The following is an 18,299-nucleotide window of genomic DNA, read 5'->3' on the forward strand; positions in this document are numbered from 1 at the left end:
CTACAAATCAACTAAAGTTCCGACATTTTCTCCGTCTACAATTTTTTCTAAATTACCATCTTTGTTCATATCAAAAACAATAATGGGCAATTTATTTTCGTGGCTTAAAGTAAATGCTGTCATATCCATTACTTTAAGATTTTTTTCGAAAACTTCATCGAAAGATAATGAATTATATTTTACAGCACCTGCATTTTTCTCAGGATCGCTGTCATAGATACCATCTACCCTGGTTCCTTTTAAAATAACATCAGCCCCGATTTCGATAGCTCTCAAAGTTGCTGCCGTATCCGTTGTAAAATAAGGGTTCCCTGTTCCCGCTCCGAAGATGACAACTCTTCCTTTTTCAAGGTGTCTTACCGCTCTTCTTTTAATGAAGGGCTCAGCCACTTTATCCATTTCGATGGCTGATTGCAGTCTTGTTTTGATTCCTGCATGCTCTAAGGCACCTTGCAGGGCCATTCCGTTGATTACTGTTGCAAGCATTCCCATGTAATCTCCCTGCACTCTGTCCATCCCTTTTGCAGCACCTGCTACTCCACGGAAAATGTTTCCTCCTCCAATTACAATGGCAACTTCGCAACCTTTATCTACCACTTTTTTGATTTCTACAGCATATTCCTGTAATCTGTCAGTATCAATGCCGTATTGTCTGTTCCCCATTAAGGCCTCACCACTAAGTTTTAGAAGGATTCTTTTATATTTCATCTTTATTTTAAATAACTTTTTTTGTTTACCTGATTTGTCAAAAATTTGACTTTGCAAATATAATCATTAAAAATATTGATAAAAGAAAAATATTTAAGTATAAATAATGTGAGAAATATTTTGAAAAGTACGAAAAAGGATTATTTTTGCATTAATAATAAACTGAATTGAAGAAAATTGTCATTTTTTCATTGTTTCTATCAGGAATTGTTTCTTTTGCACAAACAGGAGCAAATGTTTACCCTTTCTTAAACATTCCCGTCTCTGCAAGACAGGCTGCTTTAGGAGGAGACGCAATTACGATAAGGGATTATGATGCTTCATTTGCTATTGCAAATCCGGCTTTGTTGAATAAAGATTCAGACAAACAGCTTTCCATCAACGGAGCTGCTTATTTAGCAGACTCTAAATACGGAACCATTGCCTATGCTAAAGACTTTGATAATGGTCATATGGCTACTGTCAACGCTCGGTATATGAGCTATGGAAATATTCCGAGAACAGATGAAAGTGGGTTTGAAAACGGTACATTTTCGGCCTCAGATGTTGCGATCGGAGCAGGATATGCCTACCAATTCGAAGAAGACTGGACAATTGGCGGGGGATTAAACTTCATTACTTCAAAAATTGATACCTACACTTCTTCTGCGATTGCGGGAACAGCGGGGATTACTTATCACAATAAAAAGACTAAAGAAGTAGCTTCATTAGTCTTAAGGAATTTCGGATATCAGTTTAAATCTTTCAATGGAACGAGGGAAAATCTACCTTTTAGAATAGATTTGGGATATACCCGGACTTTAAAAGCGATTCCGCTTGCGATTACAGTCACAGCTCATGATTTGCAGGAATTTAATATTTCTTCAGATTACAACGTAAACGGTCAGGAAGTAAATGTTGGAAGAAAAATTGCTGATCACTTTTCTGTTGGAGCAGAATTGTTCCCTGAGAAAAACTTTAATATCAGGCTGGGATATAACGTGAAACGCGGAAACGAACTTGCCGTAGCTGACCAGAGAAACTTTTCAGGTCTTTCAGGTGGTTTTGGAATCAAAGTCTCAAGATTTCGTTTAGATTATGCGCATATAAGATATCATAATGCTTCAAATGTGAATCAGATAGGCGTTTCAGTAGACCTTAGCAGTCATCGTGGAGAATAATTTTTATCCTTAAATAATAACAACATATACAGAAACCTTAAGAAAATCTCTTAAGGTTTCTTGGTTTTTTAAAAAAAATCTTGAAATTTGCGGTATGAAAAAACCTGTAATTGCTATCGATGGGTACTCGTCTACCGGAAAAAGTTCAATATCTAAAGTCATTGCCCAAAAATTGGGGCTTATTCATTTAGATACGGGTGCGCTTTACAGAGGTGTTACATGGTTTGCTTTACAAAACTGCCTGTATGAAGATGGTTCTATTAATCTCGGACAATTATTTTCTTCTTTTGATCAGATCGAGCTTGAGTTTAAGAATGATAACGGAGAATTAATTCTTTTTCTCAATCATATAGATATTTCAAAAGCAATCCGTACTAATGAGGTGTCAGATAATGTAAGTTTTGTGGCAAAACAAAAAGAAGTAAGAGATTTTTTATTACAGTCCCAGCGGACTCTGGCACAAAAAGGCGGAATTATTATGGACGGAAGAGATATCGGAACTGTTGTCTTACCAAATGCTGATTTCAAATTTTTTCTTACAGCAAGTATTGATGAGAGAACGAAAAGAAGATACCATGAACTTTTAAGTTTAGGAATCAATACAGAAGAGGAGCAGGTGAAAAAAAATCTTCTCGAACGTGACAAAATTGACAGTGAAAGAGAAATTGCGCCATTAAGGCAGGCTGAAGATGCCACTGTCATAGATAACACAAATCTTACGAAAGATGAAACCATAAACAGTATTCTATCTCACATTCAAAAGATTTAACATTTTTTATAAGTCATTCACACCCTTTGGTATGTTAATTGTAGTTTTATTACTGTAAAAACTAATGTTTATTAACTATTAAAAAAACGAAAAATGTCTAGAAAAGGAAACAATACAGCAGGTATATTAGCGGGACTTCTTGCAGGTGCTGCGGCGGGTGTAATTTTAGGAATGCTTTATGCGCCGGAAGAAGGTAAAGAAACCAGAAAAAAAATTAAAACTAAGGCAAACGATTTAAAAGATCAGGCTAAAAATAAGTATGAAGAAGTTTCTGACAAAGTAAAAGATCAATATGGCAATATCTCTTCTACTTTTAAAGAAACAGCTAATAATGTAGCTCATACTGTAAAAGACGGTTATGACAGATACAAAGATCAAATTGTTGCGAAAACTACTGACGTTGTAAAAGATGTAGAGGCAGAATTAAATGATCTTAAAAAATAAATAATTTAATTTTTAAGATTAAATTGTGGAAGGAACTTTGCGTATAAAAGTTCCTTTTTTTGTAACTTAAAAAAAAAACAATGATAGAAACTATTAAAGAATATGCGTCTAAGAGAATCGATTTGCTGAAAATAGAAGCGACTGAAAAATCTTCTCTTTCCGCAGGGCTTGTCACCTATTTTGTAGTACTGCTTGTTGCTTTTGCTTTTTTTATTGTTCTTTTCAACTTCGGAATTGCATTTCTTATTGGTAAAGCTTTAGATAATACATCATACGGTTTTCTTATCGTAGCAGCATTTTATTTCTTAATCATGATTTTTATTGTTATCTTTAAGAATAAGATAGTAAATACTGTTGCAGATAATGTTATTAAATTTTTAAACCACTAAATTATGGGGAGAAGTTATGAAAATTTAAATGAATTAAGGATAAAGAAAAAGCTATTGAAAGATGAAATTGATGATTTGGAAAACCTTTTGACATTTAAAAATACCAAAGAAAGCTTAAGCGCATTTACCAACGGACTTACTGATCAGTATCTTCAGGAAAAAGTAGATAAAAACGGTGATGAAAAAATAGTTTTGAGAAAAGACGTAATTGCTAAACAGGTTACTTCTGAGGTAAAAGATATGTTGATTAGTAAGAATACTGCAATGAGTATTGCCGGATCTGCTTTTTCAGGAAATGCTTTGGATACTATTATAAAATTAGGTATAACAGCTTTGGTGGGCAACTATGCAAAGAAAAGTATGAAAAGCCCGAAGTGGAAGAAAAAACTGATAGGTGTTGCTTTGATTTATCTGGCACCGGTTGCACTAAAGTTTGTAAGGAAAAAATTAGAAACTTATCAGAAAAACAAAAGTGTTTCCAGTATGGAGCAACTTATATAATTTATTAGAAGTTATATATTAGAGGCTGGAAGTTAGTTTTAAAATTGTATTAAGCTTTACTAATTTCCAGCCTCTAATATATAACTTTTATTTAGAAAATAGTTGCCCTAAAATAATTCCGGCAGCCATTGAAACATTCAGACTTTCTGTAGATTGCGATTTTCCAAATCTTGGAACACTAATACTTTTTTGAAGTAATTTTTCTGTCTCAGGGCGCATTCCGTTTCCTTCATTTCCCAAAATTAAATTAATCTTTTCAGGCTTTTGAAAAGTGTAAATATTCTCCCCTTCCATATCGGTTCCGATATTGATATTTTCAGTTTTTGAAAGGTATTCTACAAGATTCGTATAAACAATATTTACCCTTGTAAAAGATCCCATACTTGCCATAATTACTTTTGGGTTATAAAAATCTACGGTATCTTCACTGCAGATTATCTGCTCAATTCCAAACCAGTCTGCCAAACGAATAATTGTACCCAAATTTCCGGGATCCTGAATTCCATCTAAAACTAACTGAATATTTTTATCTTCAAACACTTTTTCTTCATTGAGCCAGCAAACCGCTACAGAATCTTTCGGGTTTTGTAAAAAACTAATTTTTTTAAGCTCATTTTCAGAGATATGAGTAATAGGTATATCAGTGCGGTCCAATTTTTGCGGATCGGTAGATAATATTTCTTTAATTTTAAAGTTAGAATTGAAAAGTTCACAAATGATTTTATTACCTTCAACCAAAAACAAATTGTATTTTTGCCTGAACTTCTTTTTATCTAAAGACTGTAAAATTTTTATTGTATGAGCTGTAAGCATTATAAGAATTCTCCTCAAAAATATTATAAAATTATTTCATTCGCAACATTTGTTGGTCTCCTTTATGCTTGTAGTACGACAAAAAAAGTTCCGGATGGTGAATATTTGCTTACAAAGAACAACTTTCAGTTTGAAGATAAGACAGAAAATTTTGATGACGAACTAAAAAACTACGTTCAGCAAAAACCTAATAAAAAGCAACTTCTTTTCATGCCTCTGAGTTTACTGCTCTATAATGCTGCAAACCCGAAGTACGATACGATTCTGAATGAATATATGACTTATCCCAGTGAAATGAGAACTCAAAACCTGAGGGATTCTCTTTTCATTAAATACAATATGAAGAGCAGTGTAGGAAAAAGCTTACTTTTAGACAGGTTATACCACAATTGGGGAACGCCTCCTGTTATTTTGGATCAGTCCAGAACAGAAAAAAGTGCCGAATCCATTGAAAAAAGACTTACGTACAGAGGTTTTTGGGATGCAGAGGTTAAATTTAAACATGACATAGATTCCGCTGCGAAAAAAGCTGCTGTAACTTATTTTATTAAGCATAACGATCCTACCTATATAAAGGATTATTACTATAATATTCCGGATGAGAAGATTAAGAATGTTTATAAGTATTCAATACAGGAAACTTATATAAAATCCGGGCAGGTTCTTGATCAGACAGTTCTTGAAAAAGAAGTAACAAGACTGAATGAATTGATGAGGAAAAATGGATATTACAGATTTAACAGTTCTAATGATGAAGTTTATTTCGTTGCAGACTCTTTAAAGAGCAGAAAACAGGTGCCTTTGACTTTGGAAATTCATAAAGACTCTGTTGATACACCTTATAAAGTTGCTACTATCGGGAATATTGATGTTGCGATTGTAGATAAAGCAAGTGATTTTCCTAAAAATACTACAAAAGACAGCTTACGAAGGGTAAGATTTCATAAAATGGATGATAGGTATAAAACTTCATCACTCTGGAGAGCGATCATTGTAGACAACAAACAGGTTTATGATCAGAAAAAGCTTGATGTGACTAAACGAAACTTTCTGGCAATGAATAATTTCAGTATTCTAAAATCCAGGGATTCTTTAAGGCATGGCGGCGGTACAAGTCCTAATGATAGTATAGTAGATGTTTTATACTTATTAAAACCTCTCGATAAATATGAATTAAAATTAGGAACAGATATTAATTATTCTCAGGTTTTAAATCTTGGAATTTCTCCGTCAATAGATTTAACAACCAGGAATGTTTTCAGAGGTATGGAAAACCTTTCTACCAGTTTATCAGGAACTTTCGGTTCTATCAGAAGTACACAAGATATTAATAAAAGAGTTTTGGCTTACGAGTTATCTGCTCAGGCATCTCTTAATTTTCCAAGATTGCTGCTTCCTTTTGATTATTATAAGTTTATTCCGAAGAGGTACACTCCTACTTCATCGATTATTTTAGGAGCTTCTGTTCAGAACAATATTGGTTTAGGAAGGGTAAACTTTACAACAGGTCTTAACTTTCAGGCTAATGTAAATGATCAGGTTTATCATAAGTTGACATTATTTAATACACAATTGAGCTTAACGAAAAATAAATCTGCTTATTATGACTATTTTGTGAATGACAATGCTATTAGGGAAGAAATTTTTACCGACTATTTTGCTTCTCATCCTTCGGTTGAGCAAGATTTTAATTCCGGACAGCTTACTATCGATCAGGTTTCCCAGCATATCACAGAGGATTTTGATTATCGAAATAGCCTTGATGCAGCTGGCGAAAATCGCATGATTGCCTTTTTAGGGACTTTAGTGAATAAAGACAGGCAAACACAGGATGTTCTTATTTCATCAATGATTTATAATTTTGTTTATAATGAAATTGGAAAAAAAGATTATCCCAATGCTTTTTATTTCAATGGAAAAGTAGAATTGGCCGGAAATATTTTAAGTGTTTTCAATCAAAAGAGAAACGACGGCGGGGGTATTGTAACGAGCCCTCAAAGAACTATTTTTGGCGTTCCGTACGCCCAGTTTGTAAAATTTGATGTTGATACAAGAAAATATTTTAAGTTTAATAAAAACACTTTAGTTTTACGCCAGTTCATTGGTGTGGGTATTCCATACGGAAATTCTAAGGATATGCCGGTCATCAGATCTTATTTTAATGGCGGATCTAATGATATTCGAGCTTGGGTAGCTTATGGAGGTCTTGGACCTGCAGATTCCCAAGTTGACGAAAGGGTTCGTACTTATATGACAGATAATATAAAACTTACTACAAATATTGAGTTCAGGGTTCCCTTTACCGATATGTATGAAGGTGCATTGTTTACAGATATTGGTAATACTTGGAGTCTTAAAAATTATAATGACGGATACGGGGACGAATTTAAATTCAATAAATTCTTGGGACAAATGGGTATTGGTAGTGGATTTGGTTTAAGGGTGAATGTTGCTTACATCACATTGAGACTTGATTTAGCCTATAAAATCTATGATCCCAACAAACCGGACGGTGAAAAATGGAGATTCAGCAGTTTTAATCCTTTCAAGCCAACATTGAACATTGCCTTCGGATATCCATTCTAATCAGGAGAAATTCCTAACGCCAAATATACTACAGCAACTGTTCTTGCGAGTATTTCTCTGAATTGGTTTCTGTAGTAACTTTCTGGTTTTGTGACGTCCTGTGCATCAAAACCCAAAGCGTTCATGCTATTATTTCGTGCAAAAAGCAACGCTCTGAGATTGTGAAAACCCTGTGAAACGATAATCACATTTTTTTCTTTATACACATCTTTACAGCGCAAAATACTTTTATATGTATTAAAACCTTTCGGATCTTCAATAATAATATCTTCCGGAACGCCCTCTTGATAAATTAAATAATTTTTCATAGCCGCGGGCTCGTTGTAGCCCTTACTTTTCTCTCCGCTCACAATAATTTTTTTGATTTTCCCGTGATGATAAAGTAGAGCCGTTGCATCCATTCTTTTTGTAAAATAAGGATTGGAAAGCCCCGATCTCATCTTAGGTGAAGTTCCCAAAACAAGAGCAGCTTCTCTTGGAGGAATTTTTGAGATTTTGGTATAGGTTCTACCGTCTGTAAGTCCAAAAACCCAAGCATTGCAAAGGCATATCAGTAGAATTCCTATTTCTATTGATATCAATGCAAGATTAATTATGTTTTTTACAATTCTCAAATGAGATCAAAGTTAAGCTTTATTTTCTGACTTTTAGCAATCGACATACAAGCTAAAATATGCCCCTTCCCTTCTTCTTTTTCTGTTAAATATTCATTCTCCAAAAGTTCAACCTCACCTTCTTCCAAAATACATTCACAACTGCCACAAATCCCTGATTTGCAGGAGTAAGGGACAGGGAATTTTTGAATTAATAATTGTTGTAAAATTTTATCCTCATTGGTTGGAAATTCAGTATTAAACTCTTTTCCAAACATTTTAAATTCTACTTCAACATTTTCGATTAACGGAAATTCTTTTTCGATAGGGTAAATATCGTCATTAAATTCTTCAAAAAGCTCAAAATGAATATTTTTCTTTGGGATTCCGTGATGATAGCATGCATTTGCCAGAGTCTTAATCATTTCACCTTTTCCACATATCAAAACTTCATCTACGGCATCCCAAATAGTAGATTCTTCGTCAGTATCGTCTAAATGCAGAATCTGGTTAATAATCAGATTTAATTTTTTTTCATCCAGCCTTCCATAAAAGAAATGATTACTTGGCTTTTCCTGTGAGAAGAAATAGAAAATTTGTAATCTGTCCCCACAAGTTCTGGCAAGATTATCTAAATCCTCTCTAAAAACCAAATCTTCTGAACTCTTATTTCCAAAAAATAAAAACATCCTGGTTCTTGGTTCATTATGAAGAATATTTTTAAAGTGACTTAAAATTGGGGTAATACCGATTCCTGCGGCAAAACCTACGATCGTTCTGAATTCACTTGGTTTTGAAACTAAAGTAAACCTTCCGCTGGGTTCGCTTACCAATAATTCATCACCGGTATTATAATTTTTAAATAGCTGTGAGGTTTCTCCATCAGGAGAATTCACTTTTATTCCTAAAGCTATTTTATTTTCATAAGGAGCAGAAGTCATCGAATAGTCATTAATAACTTCTTTACCATGAGATTGAAATTTCAGACTTACAAACTGCCCTGCTTCAAATGTAAAATTCTCCTTCAGATTCTCAGGAATATCAAACTCCAGAGAAAAAGTATTTTTGGTCAGTTCTTCCTTTTTCGCTATTTTTAGCCAATGAAACTGTGTCAGTTTCCCTTTATAGATTTGTTGTTCCATACTTCAATTCAAAAATAGATAAAAAATAATTTATGAAGAAGATAATTTTATCCACGCTTGTTCTATTTGCATTGGCAAGTTGTAAAAAAGAGAGCGAGAAAAATAATGATGCAACCACTACAGATTCGCTTTCCGTGTCCCAAAATGTTGAATCAGCAGGCGAATCGTTTGTTTCTCCGGAAATTGCTCCTGAAAAAATCGGTGATTACTTAGCAAAAAACAATGATACATTATATGTTACCAATTTTTTTGCAACATGGTGCGGGCCGTGTATGAGGGAAATTCCTCATTTTAAAAATAAAATTGAGGAACTGAAAGGAAAACCTGTAAAATTTACTTTCGTGAATCTGGATGAAAAATCTGAATGGAACGGAGCTGTAAAAAAATTCGCTGAAGAAAATAACTTAGCTGAAAATATAGTTTTACTGGACGGTAAAAAATTGGATGAGAATTTCTTTCCGGAAAATTTCCAGAAATGGGATGGAGGTTCGATACCTTTTACTTTTTTTAGAAAAGGCAGTAAAACTGAAGAATTTTTAGGTATGATGACAGAAGAAGAATTGAATAATAAGCTTCATTCTCTTTTGAAATAAAACTTTACAGATTCTTTGTAATGTCAACCCAATTTAAAATTCTGTGTTTATTGCTGTTAATCGCTATTATTTTTACTGCGGTTATTAATCTGAACACAGGATTTTTACATTTACACTTTCAGGACTTCTTTCAGAACTCTTCAAACAGCCAGATTGCCGAAATCCGTGTGAATCGCGTTTTGGTAATGCTTTTGGCAGGGATTTCTATCCCTACTTCGGGTTTTCTCATGCAGGAATATTTTCAGAATCCTTTAGCCGGGCCTGATATTTTAGGGATAACTTCGGTGGCGAGTTTATCGGTAGCATTTTACATCTTTTTCTCATCTGATATTCTCCTTCCCGATTTTTTAAAAAACAGTTTTCTCAGCTTATCTGCAATTGTTGGAAGTTTGCTTCTGATGCTGGTTTTATTATCCATGTCAAATAAATTTCAGGATAAATCTTATTTAATTATTTTTGGTTTTTTGGTTTCTGCATTTGCCGGAGCAATTGTTTCTATATTACAACTTTATGCCGAAAATCAAAGCTTGAAAAACTATATCTTGTGGTCTTTCGGAGCAAATAATATGGTGACAAGGAATCAGATTTATGTTTTATCAATTTTAATTTTAGTAGGATTATTTATTTGCTTTAAAACCATAAAACCACTGATTGGAAATTCATTAGGAAGTTCTTATGCACAAAGTTTAGGAGTAAATCTCCAGCATTTAAAAATCTTGATAATTATTGCTTCTTCCCTGCTTTCTGCTTCTGTTACAGCATTTTTAGGTCCTATTTTATTTATAGGAATTATAGTTCCGCATTTTTGCCGATTGATTTATAATCCTGCAAAACTTTGGCAGCAATGGATTTTAAATATGTTTTTGGGAATGTTAATGATGCTGTTTTTTTCAATCGTTGCAGAAAAATCTCAGATTCCTTTAAATGTGATAAGCTCTATATTTGGAATTCCTGTAATTTTGATGATGCTTTTGAAACAGAATAAGGTTTAATTTGAGGATAGAACAAAATCAATTTTAAAAATAAAAACTGTAGATTAAGTAATAACCTTTGCGACCTTGCAATAAAAACAACAAAAATGCACCTACAAATCAAACAAGCAAATATCGGTTATAATACAACCTTAATTTCAGATGTCAATGCAGACCTGAATTTAGGAGATGTATGCTTGTTAATCGGGAATAACGGTGTAGGAAAAACAACTTTAATCAAATCTATTTTACATCAAATTCCTCTTTTAAAAGGTGAAATTTGCATTAATGATAAAAAGGTAAAACATCTCTCCGTTAAAGAAATTGCAGAAAATATTGCTGTTGTTTTTTCCAAATCGGTTATACCACAAAATTATACGGTTGAAGATCTTATCTCTTTAGGAAAATATATTTACTATCCTTTTTATTTTGAACTTAAAAAAGAAGACAAAGAGGAAGTATCGCACATTATTGAAGAATTGGATTTAAATCAATACAGATATACGTTACTCAAAAATCTTTCAGACGGAAATCTTCAAAAAGCCTTTATTGGAAGAGCTTTGACACAAAACTCCCCTATCATCATTCTCGATGAGCCAACAACGCATTTAGATGAGAAAAATAAAGTCACCATCTTAAAAACGCTTCGAAAATTAGCTAAAGAGCAAAACAAACTGATTCTTTTTTCTTCACATGATTGGCGTTTAGCGAAAGAATTTGCAGACAAAATCTGGTACATAAAAAACCATCATTTGCATTCCGGAATTGTAGAAGATGTATTGCTTCAACATAGTGAACTGACAAATGCTTCTTTGTTTCAAGTAAATGAAAATTTTGTTGCTCCAAAAATTATTGCGCCGGATTTTTATAAAGAAATGCTATATTCTTTACTTCAAAAAAATTTCCAAAAGGATCTTTCTTCATTAAATTTTGAGTTTCAAAATAACTTTTGGATCATTTCTAATGATTCATTGAAACAGCAATGTGAATCTTTTGAAGAAATAGTTAATTTAGTGAAAACCATCTATTAATACTTGTTTTTATTTATTAATTTCACATACTATGCATGCATAGTATTATGCTTATCATACAATTTAATCATTTTATTATCAGTGTATTAACAAATTTTAACGATAATAAATACTATGCATGCATAATATTTACTAAATTTGGATTAAACCATTTCAACGAAAATGATGGATAATAATAAAGATAAAATAGAAAATGTAGATTTAATTTTAAAACAGACTTGGCTAGCTGTTTCTAAAATGTACACAGATCTTGCCCAAGAGCATGATTCTACGGCTGTTCAAGCCCTTACTCTTCTTAAAATTGACCCTAAAGAAGGAACAAGAAGTACAAACCTAGGCCCTAAAATGGCTATCGAGCCAACTTCATTAACCAGAATTATCAAACTTCTTGAAGACAACGGATATATTTATAAGGAAAAAACAACTGCCGATAAACGGGAAGTTATCATTAAACTTACAGATAAGGGGTTGAATTCCAGAAATATGTCTAAAGAAGTTGTTGTAAATTTCAATAAAAAAGTGATGGAGAAAATTGCTCCTGAAAAGTTAGAAACTTTTAAGGAAGTAATGGTTCAAATCATGAAAATTGCCACCGATTTAAATAACAGAAAATAATAAATCAAATGAAAAGAAGAATCAAACACGTTACGGTTCTTGGTTCAGGAATTATGGGAAGCGGTATTGCGGCTCACTTTGCCAATATTGGCGTAGAAGTTTCGCTTTTGGATATCGTTCCTTTTGAATTGACTGAAGCAGAACAGAAAAAAGGTTTGACCAAAGATGATAAAGCGGTAAGAAACAGAATCGCTTCCGAAAACTTTGAAAAACTGAAAAAAGCAAGCCCGGCTCTGCTCTATTCTCCTAAATTCGCGGATAGAATTAAAGTTGGAAATTTTGATGATGATTTACCAAAAATAAAAAATACAGACTGGATTATTGAAGTTGTGGTTGAAAGACTCGACATCAAAAAATCAGTTTACGAAAAAATCGAACAGTTCAGAAAACCGGGCACTTTGATTTCTTCGAATACATCAGGGATTCCTATTCATCTTTTGACAGAAGGAAGAAGTGATGATTTCAAGCATTATTTTGCAGGAACACACTTCTTTAATCCTGTGAGATACCTTCCTCTTTTAGAAATTATTCCTACCAATGATACGTCTTCGGAAGTAATCGACTTCTATATGAATTACGGAGCAAAATTCTTAGGAAAAACGACTGTTTTAGCAAAAGATACGCCTGCATTTATCGCCAACAGAATCGGGGTTTTCTCGATGATGGACTTGCTTCACAACGTTCAGAAATTAGGATTGACAGTTTCTGAAGTTGATAAACTGACAGGTCCTGTAATCGGTCGCCCAAAATCTGCAACGTTCCGAACAGCAGATGTTGTTGGTCTGGATACGCTGGTAATGGTTGCGAATGGCGTGCGTCAAAGCGGTGCCGAAGCTAATGATTTCAATGATGTTTTTGCCCTTCCTGATTACATCCAGAAAATGGTTGATAATAAATGGTTGGGTTCAAAAACAGAGCAAGGTTTCTATAAGAAAGTGAAAAATGCAGAAGGAAAATCTGAAATTCACGGATTAAACCTTGATACTTTAGAATATGAGCTTCAGGGAAAATCTTCTTTCCCGACTTTAGAATTAACTAAAAATATTGATAAGCCGATTGACAGGTTTAAAGTCTTAATTGGTGGAAAAGACAAAGCCGGAGAGCTTTACAGAAAATCTTTTGGAGCGTTATTCGCCTATGTTTCCCATAAAATTCCTGAAATTTCCGATGAAGTGTACAAAATCGACGATGCGATGAGAGCTGGTTTCGGTTGGGAAAACGGGCCGTTTGAAATCTGGGATGCAGTGGGCGTTCAGAAAGGTATTGAATTGGCTAAAGATGCCGGTTACGAAGTTTCAGGCTGGGTGAAAAACGTAGAAACTTTCTATAAGGTGAATGATGAAGGACAAAGCATTTACGTAGATAAAAGCTCAGGTGAGTACAACAAAATTCCGGGTCAGGATGCTTTCATTATTTTAGATAATATCAGAAAAAACAAAACGCTTTGGAGTAATTCCGGTGCTGCGATTGAAGATTTAGGCGACGGGATTATCAATTTTGAAATCCGTTCCAAGATGAACTCTTTGGGAGGTGAAGTTTTAGACGGATTAAACAGAGCCATTGATTTAGCTGAAAAAGAGTATGACGGATTAGTAATCGGAAATCAGGGGACAAATTTCTCTGTCGGAGCGAATTTAGCGATGATTTTAATGATGGCTATCGAGCAGGATTGGGATGATTTGAATATGGCGATTGCTTATTTCCAAAAATCGATGATGAGAGTTCGCTACTCTTCCATTCCAGTTGTTGTTGCTCCTCACGGGATGACACTTGGTGGCGGTTGCGAAATGACGATGCATGCAGACAGAGTCGTTGCAGCAGCAGAAACCTACATCGGATTGGTGGAAACCGGAGTTGGTGTAATTCCCGGCGGTGGCGGAACAAAAGAGCTGACATTGAGAACTTCCAGAGAATTCCACAGTGATGATGTTAAAAACAACAGGCTTCGTGAAGCCTTCATGAATATCGCGATGGGTAAAGTAGCCACTTCCGCTTACGAGGCGTACGATATGGGAATCCTTGAAAAAGGAAAAGATATTGTCTCCGTAAGTAAAAACAGGCAGATTGCAGAAGCTAAAAAAATTGCGAAATTATTAGCCGAACAGGGCTATACTCAGCCGATTGAGCAGAGAGTAAAAGTTTTAGGTAAAGACGCTTTGGGAATGTTTTATGTTGGAACTGACCAGATGTTGACAGGGAACTTCATCTCTGAGCATGACAAGAAAATCGCAGACAAATTAGCCAACGTAATGGTCGGAGGAAATCTTTCTGAACCAACGGTCGTAACTGAACAATACTTATTGAATCTTGAAAGAGAAACGTTCTTACAACTTTGTGGAGAAAGGAAAACTTTGGAGAGAATTCAGTATATGTTACAGAATGGAAAACCGCTTAGAAATTAATCATCTAACAATTAAAAATTAAAATGTCAAAACAAGCATATATAGTAAAAGGATTTAGAACAGCGGTAGGAAAAGCACCTAAAGGCTCCCTTCGTTTTACTCGTCCCGACGTAATGGCGGCTACCGTTATTGAAAAATTAATGGCAGAGCTTCCGCAATTAGACAAAAACAGAATTGACGACCTTATCGTAGGAAATGCAATGCCCGAAGCTGAACAAGGCTTGAACGTTGCCCGTTTGATTTCTTTAATGGGATTAAATACAGACAAAGTTCCCGGAGTTACCGTAAACAGATATTGCGCATCAGGAAGCGAGGCGATTGCGATTGCTTCTGCAAAAATCCAGGCAGGAATGGCAGATTGCATTATCGCAGGTGGTACAGAATCTATGTCTTATATTCCTATGGGAGGCTACAAACCGGTTCCGGAAACGGATATCGCAAAAACAAACCCTGATTATTATTGGGGAATGGGTTATACTGCTGAAGAAGTGGCAAAACAATACAATATCACAAGAGAAGAACAGGACCAGTTCGCTTTTGAATCCCACATGAAGGCTTTAAAAGCGAATCAGGAAGGTAAATTTGCCAACCAGATTGTTCCGATTCCTGTTGAATATAATTTTCTGGATGAAAGCCAGAAAATGCAGACCAAAAAGTTTGATTTTTCTGTAGATGAAGGACCAAGAGCAGATACTTCTTTGCAAGGTTTGGCCAAATTAAAACCCGTTTTCGCCAACGGAGGAAGCGTAACTGCCGGAAATTCTTCCCAAATGAGCGATGGAGCCGCTTTTGTAATGGTGATGAGCGAAGAAATGGTAAAAGAATTAGGATTGGAACCGGAAGCAAGATTAATGGCGTATGCAGCAGCAGGTCTTGAACCGAGAATCATGGGAATGGGACCAATCTATGCAATTCCAAAAGCACTAAAACAGGCCGGTTTAGAGTTAAAAGATATTGAATTAATCGAGTTAAACGAAGCATTTGCATCACAGTCTGTTGCCATCAAAAAAGAATTAGGGTTAAATCCTGATATTTTGAATGTAAACGGAGGCGCCATTGCTTTGGGGCACCCACTTGGATGTACCGGAACAAAATTAACTGTTCAGCTTCTTGACGAAATGAGAAAACGCGGAAACAAATACGGAATGATTTCCATGTGTGTGGGAACCGGCCAGGGAGCCGCAAGTATTTTTGAACTTCTATAATTAAATTATAAATTTTAGATGTAATGGGTTTCAAAGTAGATAATTTGATTCCAATAAAAACATTCGGATTTGCTTTAAGAATAATTAAATTTTATACTCAATGTAAATCTTAAAATGAATTTATTTGATCAAGGCAGATTCTACGTTGTGGAACTTCAATTGGCGCAAATGTAGAAGAAGCAATTGCAGCTCAATCTAAGAAAGATTTCAAAACCTTTCAATTGCAAATAAAGGAGCAAGAGAAATAAGATATTGGCTAAGACTTTATCAATCTTCAAACTTGGTTCAAATTGAAGTTAATTCTTATTTGAAGGAAATTGAAAGCATCATTAATATTTTGACTAAAATCATTAAAACTTCATCTTAAAATTTATAACAGGGAATCAGTAATTTAAAATTTATAATCTAAAATTTAAAATCATAAAATAATGACTACACTTAATAAAACATTGAAAGGCGGTGAATTCTTAATCAAAGAAATTCCTGCCAATGAAATCTTCTCTTTGGAAGAACTTTCAGAAGAACAAAAAATGCTTCGGGATTCTGCAAAAGAATTTATTGACAGAGAAGTTGTTCCGCAAAAAGAACGTTTCGAGAAAAAAGATTATGCATTTACCGAGGAAACGATGCGTAAATTGGGAGAAATGGGACTTTTAGGAATTGCCGTTCCCGAAGAATACGGCGGTCTTGGAATGGGGTTTGTGACCACTATGCTGGCTTGTGATTATATTTCAGGAACAACAGGCTCATTGGCAACGGCCTATGGGGCTCATACCGGAATTGGTACACTTCCGATTGTTCTTTACGGAACTGAAGCTCAAAAACAGAAATATCTTCCGGATTTAGCAACCGGAACAAAGTTCGGAGCCTATTGTTTGACAGAGCCGGATGCCGGTTCTGATGCCAACTCAGGAAAAACAAGAGCCAAACTTTCCGAAGACGGAAAACATTATATCATCAACGGGCAGAAAATGTGGATTTCCAATGCCGGGTTTGCAGATACTTTCACATTGTTTGCGAAAATTGATGATGATAAAAATATTACAGGTTTTGTAATCAACCGCTCAGAATTAGAAAATCCTGAAAGCTTAACTTTCGGTGAGGAAGAACATAAATTGGGGATTCGTGCCTCTTCTACCCGTCAGGTTTTCTTTAATGATATGAAAATTCCTGTTGAGAACCTTTTAGGAGAGAGAAATAACGGTTTTAAAATCGCTTTGAATGCTCTTAATGTTGGCCGTATCAAATTAGCTGCGGCTTGTCTGGATGCTCAAAGAAGAATTTTAAATCATTCTATCCAATATTCGAACGAGAGAAAACAGTTTGGAGTTTCTATCTCAACTTTCGGGGCTATCAGAAAGAAAATTGCTGAAATGGCGACAGGAACTTTCGTAAGTGAATCCGGTTCTTACAGGGCTGCAAAAAATGTTGAAGATAAAATTAATGAATTGGTTGCCGATGGATTAAGCCATCAGGAAGCTGAATTGAAAGGTGTTGAAGAATTTGCAGTTGAATGTTCAATTCTTAAAGTTTTCGTTTCTGATTTGGCTCAGAATACTGCTGATGAAGGAATTCAGGTATATGGTGGAATGGGATTCTCTGAAGACACACCAATGGAAGCTGCATGGAGAGATTCAAGAATATCAAGAATTTATGAAGGAACCAATGAAATCAACAGACTTTTAGCTGTTGGGATGTTGATCAAGAGAGCAATGAAGGGTGAATTAGATTTATTATCTCCTGCAATGGCAATCAGTAAAGAATTGATGGGAATTCCTTCATTTGAAGTTCCTGATTATTCTGCATTTATGAGTGAGGAAAAAGCAATTATTGCCAATCTTAAGAAAGTTTTCTTAATGGTTTCAGGTGCTGCTCTTCAAAAATATATGATGGATATTGAGAAGCAGCAACATTTATTATTAAATGCCTCTGAGATTCTTAACCAGATTTATATGGCAGAATCAGCCGTTTTAAGGGCTGAAAAACATTTTTCTCCTGATTCTGTGGAAGCTGCAATGGCTCAACTAAACCTTTATAAAGCTGTAGAGAAAATCATTTCTGCAGCAAAAGAAGGAATTATCTCTTTCGCAGAAGGTGACGAACAAAGAATGATGCTTTCCGGATTAAGAAGGTTTACGAAATATACAAATAATCCGAATGTTGTAGCTTTAACTGAAAAAGTTGCAGCACATTATATCAATAAAGGAGCTTATTAGTCTTTGATAACATAAATTTGATATAAGCGTCTCATTTTTGAGGCGCTTTTTATTTTTAAACAAAATTGATGTAATTATGAATTTAAATAACTTAAAGTTGTTTTTTATGAAAAAATAATAATAAAAGAACATGAATTGCTTTTAAATGATAATAGATAGGA

Annotated in this window: 17 protein-coding genes and 1 pseudogene; 14 read left to right on the forward strand and 4 right to left on the reverse strand. The window is 34.6% G+C overall.

From position 1 onward, the window contains the following. Positions 1 to 708 (reverse strand): UMP kinase, encoded by a 708-nt coding sequence (pyrH, locus tag ACM39_RS07650; RefSeq protein ID WP_048510451.1) that lies wholly within the window; start codon positions 706 to 708, stop codon positions 1 to 3. A 167-nt stretch (positions 709 to 875) separates the two neighbouring features. Between pyrH and porQ the strand changes: the two genes are divergently transcribed. The 5 genes from porQ (at position 876) to ACM39_RS07675 (ending at position 3,971) form a co-directional block, all read left to right on the forward strand. After that, a complete protein-coding gene (porQ, locus tag ACM39_RS07655) occupies positions 876 to 1,868 on the forward strand; it encodes a type IX secretion system protein PorQ (protein ID WP_048510452.1) in 993 nt (330 codons plus the stop codon). A gap of 94 nt (positions 1,869 to 1,962) precedes the next feature. Beyond that, positions 1,963 to 2,637 (forward strand): (d)CMP kinase, encoded by a 675-nt coding sequence (cmk, locus tag ACM39_RS07660; RefSeq protein WP_048510453.1) that lies wholly within the window; start codon positions 1,963 to 1,965, stop codon positions 2,635 to 2,637. A gap of 93 nt (positions 2,638 to 2,730) precedes the next feature. Next, positions 2,731 to 3,081: a YtxH domain-containing protein gene (locus tag ACM39_RS07665; protein WP_048510454.1), complete on the forward strand. Its 351-nt coding sequence runs from the start codon at positions 2,731 to 2,733 to the stop codon at positions 3,079 to 3,081. An 80-nt stretch (positions 3,082 to 3,161) separates the two neighbouring features. Further along, positions 3,162 to 3,470, forward strand: a complete 309-nt coding sequence (locus tag ACM39_RS07670; RefSeq protein WP_048510455.1) for a phage holin family protein — start codon at positions 3,162 to 3,164, stop codon at positions 3,468 to 3,470. Between the two features lie 3 nt (positions 3,471 to 3,473). Further along, positions 3,474 to 3,971: a hypothetical protein gene (locus ACM39_RS07675; protein ID WP_048510456.1), complete on the forward strand. Its 498-nt coding sequence runs from the start codon at positions 3,474 to 3,476 to the stop codon at positions 3,969 to 3,971. Positions 3,972 to 4,058: 87 nt separating this feature from the next. Here the strand turns inward: ACM39_RS07675 and ACM39_RS07680 are convergent, their stop codons facing one another. Then, the gene (locus ACM39_RS07680; RefSeq protein ID WP_048510457.1) at positions 4,059 to 4,784 is read right to left on the reverse strand and encodes a TrmH family RNA methyltransferase; all 726 of its coding nucleotides are present in this window, start codon (positions 4,782 to 4,784) and stop codon (positions 4,059 to 4,061) included. Here ACM39_RS07680 and ACM39_RS07685 point away from each other — a divergent pair. Continuing rightward, entirely contained in the window at positions 4,770 to 7,370 is a 2,601-nt protein-coding gene (locus ACM39_RS07685) for a BamA/TamA family outer membrane protein (RefSeq protein ID WP_048510458.1), read from the forward strand. The two genes, ACM39_RS07680 and ACM39_RS07685, sit on opposite strands and share 15 nt — an antisense overlap. Here the strand turns inward: ACM39_RS07685 and ACM39_RS07690 are convergent. Further along, positions 7,367 to 7,951 (reverse strand): vancomycin high temperature exclusion protein, encoded by a 585-nt coding sequence (locus ACM39_RS07690; RefSeq protein WP_410470242.1) that lies wholly within the window; start codon positions 7,949 to 7,951, stop codon positions 7,367 to 7,369. The genes ACM39_RS07685 and ACM39_RS07690 overlap by 4 nt on opposite strands. A gap of 29 nt (positions 7,952 to 7,980) precedes the next feature. Continuing rightward, complete coding sequence (locus ACM39_RS07695; protein WP_048510460.1) at positions 7,981 to 9,105, reverse strand: ferredoxin--NADP reductase; 1,125 nt, start codon at positions 9,103 to 9,105, stop codon at positions 7,981 to 7,983. A gap of 32 nt (positions 9,106 to 9,137) precedes the next feature. Here ACM39_RS07695 and ACM39_RS07700 point away from each other — a divergent pair, with 32 nt between their 5' ends. From ACM39_RS07700 to ACM39_RS07730, 8 genes and pseudogenes are all read left to right on the forward strand, one after another. Then, entirely contained in the window at positions 9,138 to 9,698 is a 561-nt protein-coding gene (locus ACM39_RS07700; protein ID WP_048510461.1) for a TlpA family protein disulfide reductase, read from the forward strand. A 20-nt stretch (positions 9,699 to 9,718) separates the two neighbouring features. Beyond that, positions 9,719 to 10,690 (forward strand): FecCD family ABC transporter permease, encoded by a 972-nt coding sequence (locus ACM39_RS07705; protein ID WP_048510462.1) that lies wholly within the window; start codon positions 9,719 to 9,721, stop codon positions 10,688 to 10,690. Between the two features lie 86 nt (positions 10,691 to 10,776). After that, positions 10,777 to 11,700, forward strand: coding sequence for an ABC transporter ATP-binding protein (locus ACM39_RS07710; protein WP_048510463.1), 924 nt, complete (start codon positions 10,777 to 10,779; stop codon positions 11,698 to 11,700). Positions 11,701 to 11,865: 165 nt separating this feature from the next. Further along, positions 11,866 to 12,315 (forward strand): MarR family winged helix-turn-helix transcriptional regulator, encoded by a 450-nt coding sequence (locus tag ACM39_RS07715; protein WP_048510704.1) that lies wholly within the window; start codon positions 11,866 to 11,868, stop codon positions 12,313 to 12,315. An 8-nt stretch (positions 12,316 to 12,323) separates the two neighbouring features. Further along, on the forward strand, positions 12,324 to 14,717 hold the full coding sequence (locus tag ACM39_RS07720; RefSeq protein WP_048510464.1) for a 3-hydroxyacyl-CoA dehydrogenase/enoyl-CoA hydratase family protein: 2,394 nt from the start codon (positions 12,324 to 12,326) through the stop codon (positions 14,715 to 14,717). Positions 14,718 to 14,740: 23 nt separating this feature from the next. After that, the gene (locus tag ACM39_RS07725; RefSeq protein ID WP_048510465.1) at positions 14,741 to 15,922 is read left to right on the forward strand and encodes an acetyl-CoA C-acyltransferase; all 1,182 of its coding nucleotides are present in this window, start codon (positions 14,741 to 14,743) and stop codon (positions 15,920 to 15,922) included. 137 nt (positions 15,923 to 16,059) lie between these two features. Next, positions 16,060 to 16,289, forward strand: a pseudogene (locus tag ACM39_RS18840) (four helix bundle protein). Positions 16,290 to 16,350: 61 nt separating this feature from the next. Then, positions 16,351 to 18,138, forward strand: coding sequence for an acyl-CoA dehydrogenase family protein (locus tag ACM39_RS07730; RefSeq protein WP_048510466.1), 1,788 nt, complete (start codon positions 16,351 to 16,353; stop codon positions 18,136 to 18,138). Positions 18,139 to 18,299 lie beyond the last annotated feature (161 nt).

Origin of the sequence: Chryseobacterium sp. FH2 (assembly GCF_001045455.1) — a bacterium.
Taxonomy (GTDB): Bacteria; Bacteroidota; Bacteroidia; order Flavobacteriales; family Weeksellaceae; genus Chryseobacterium.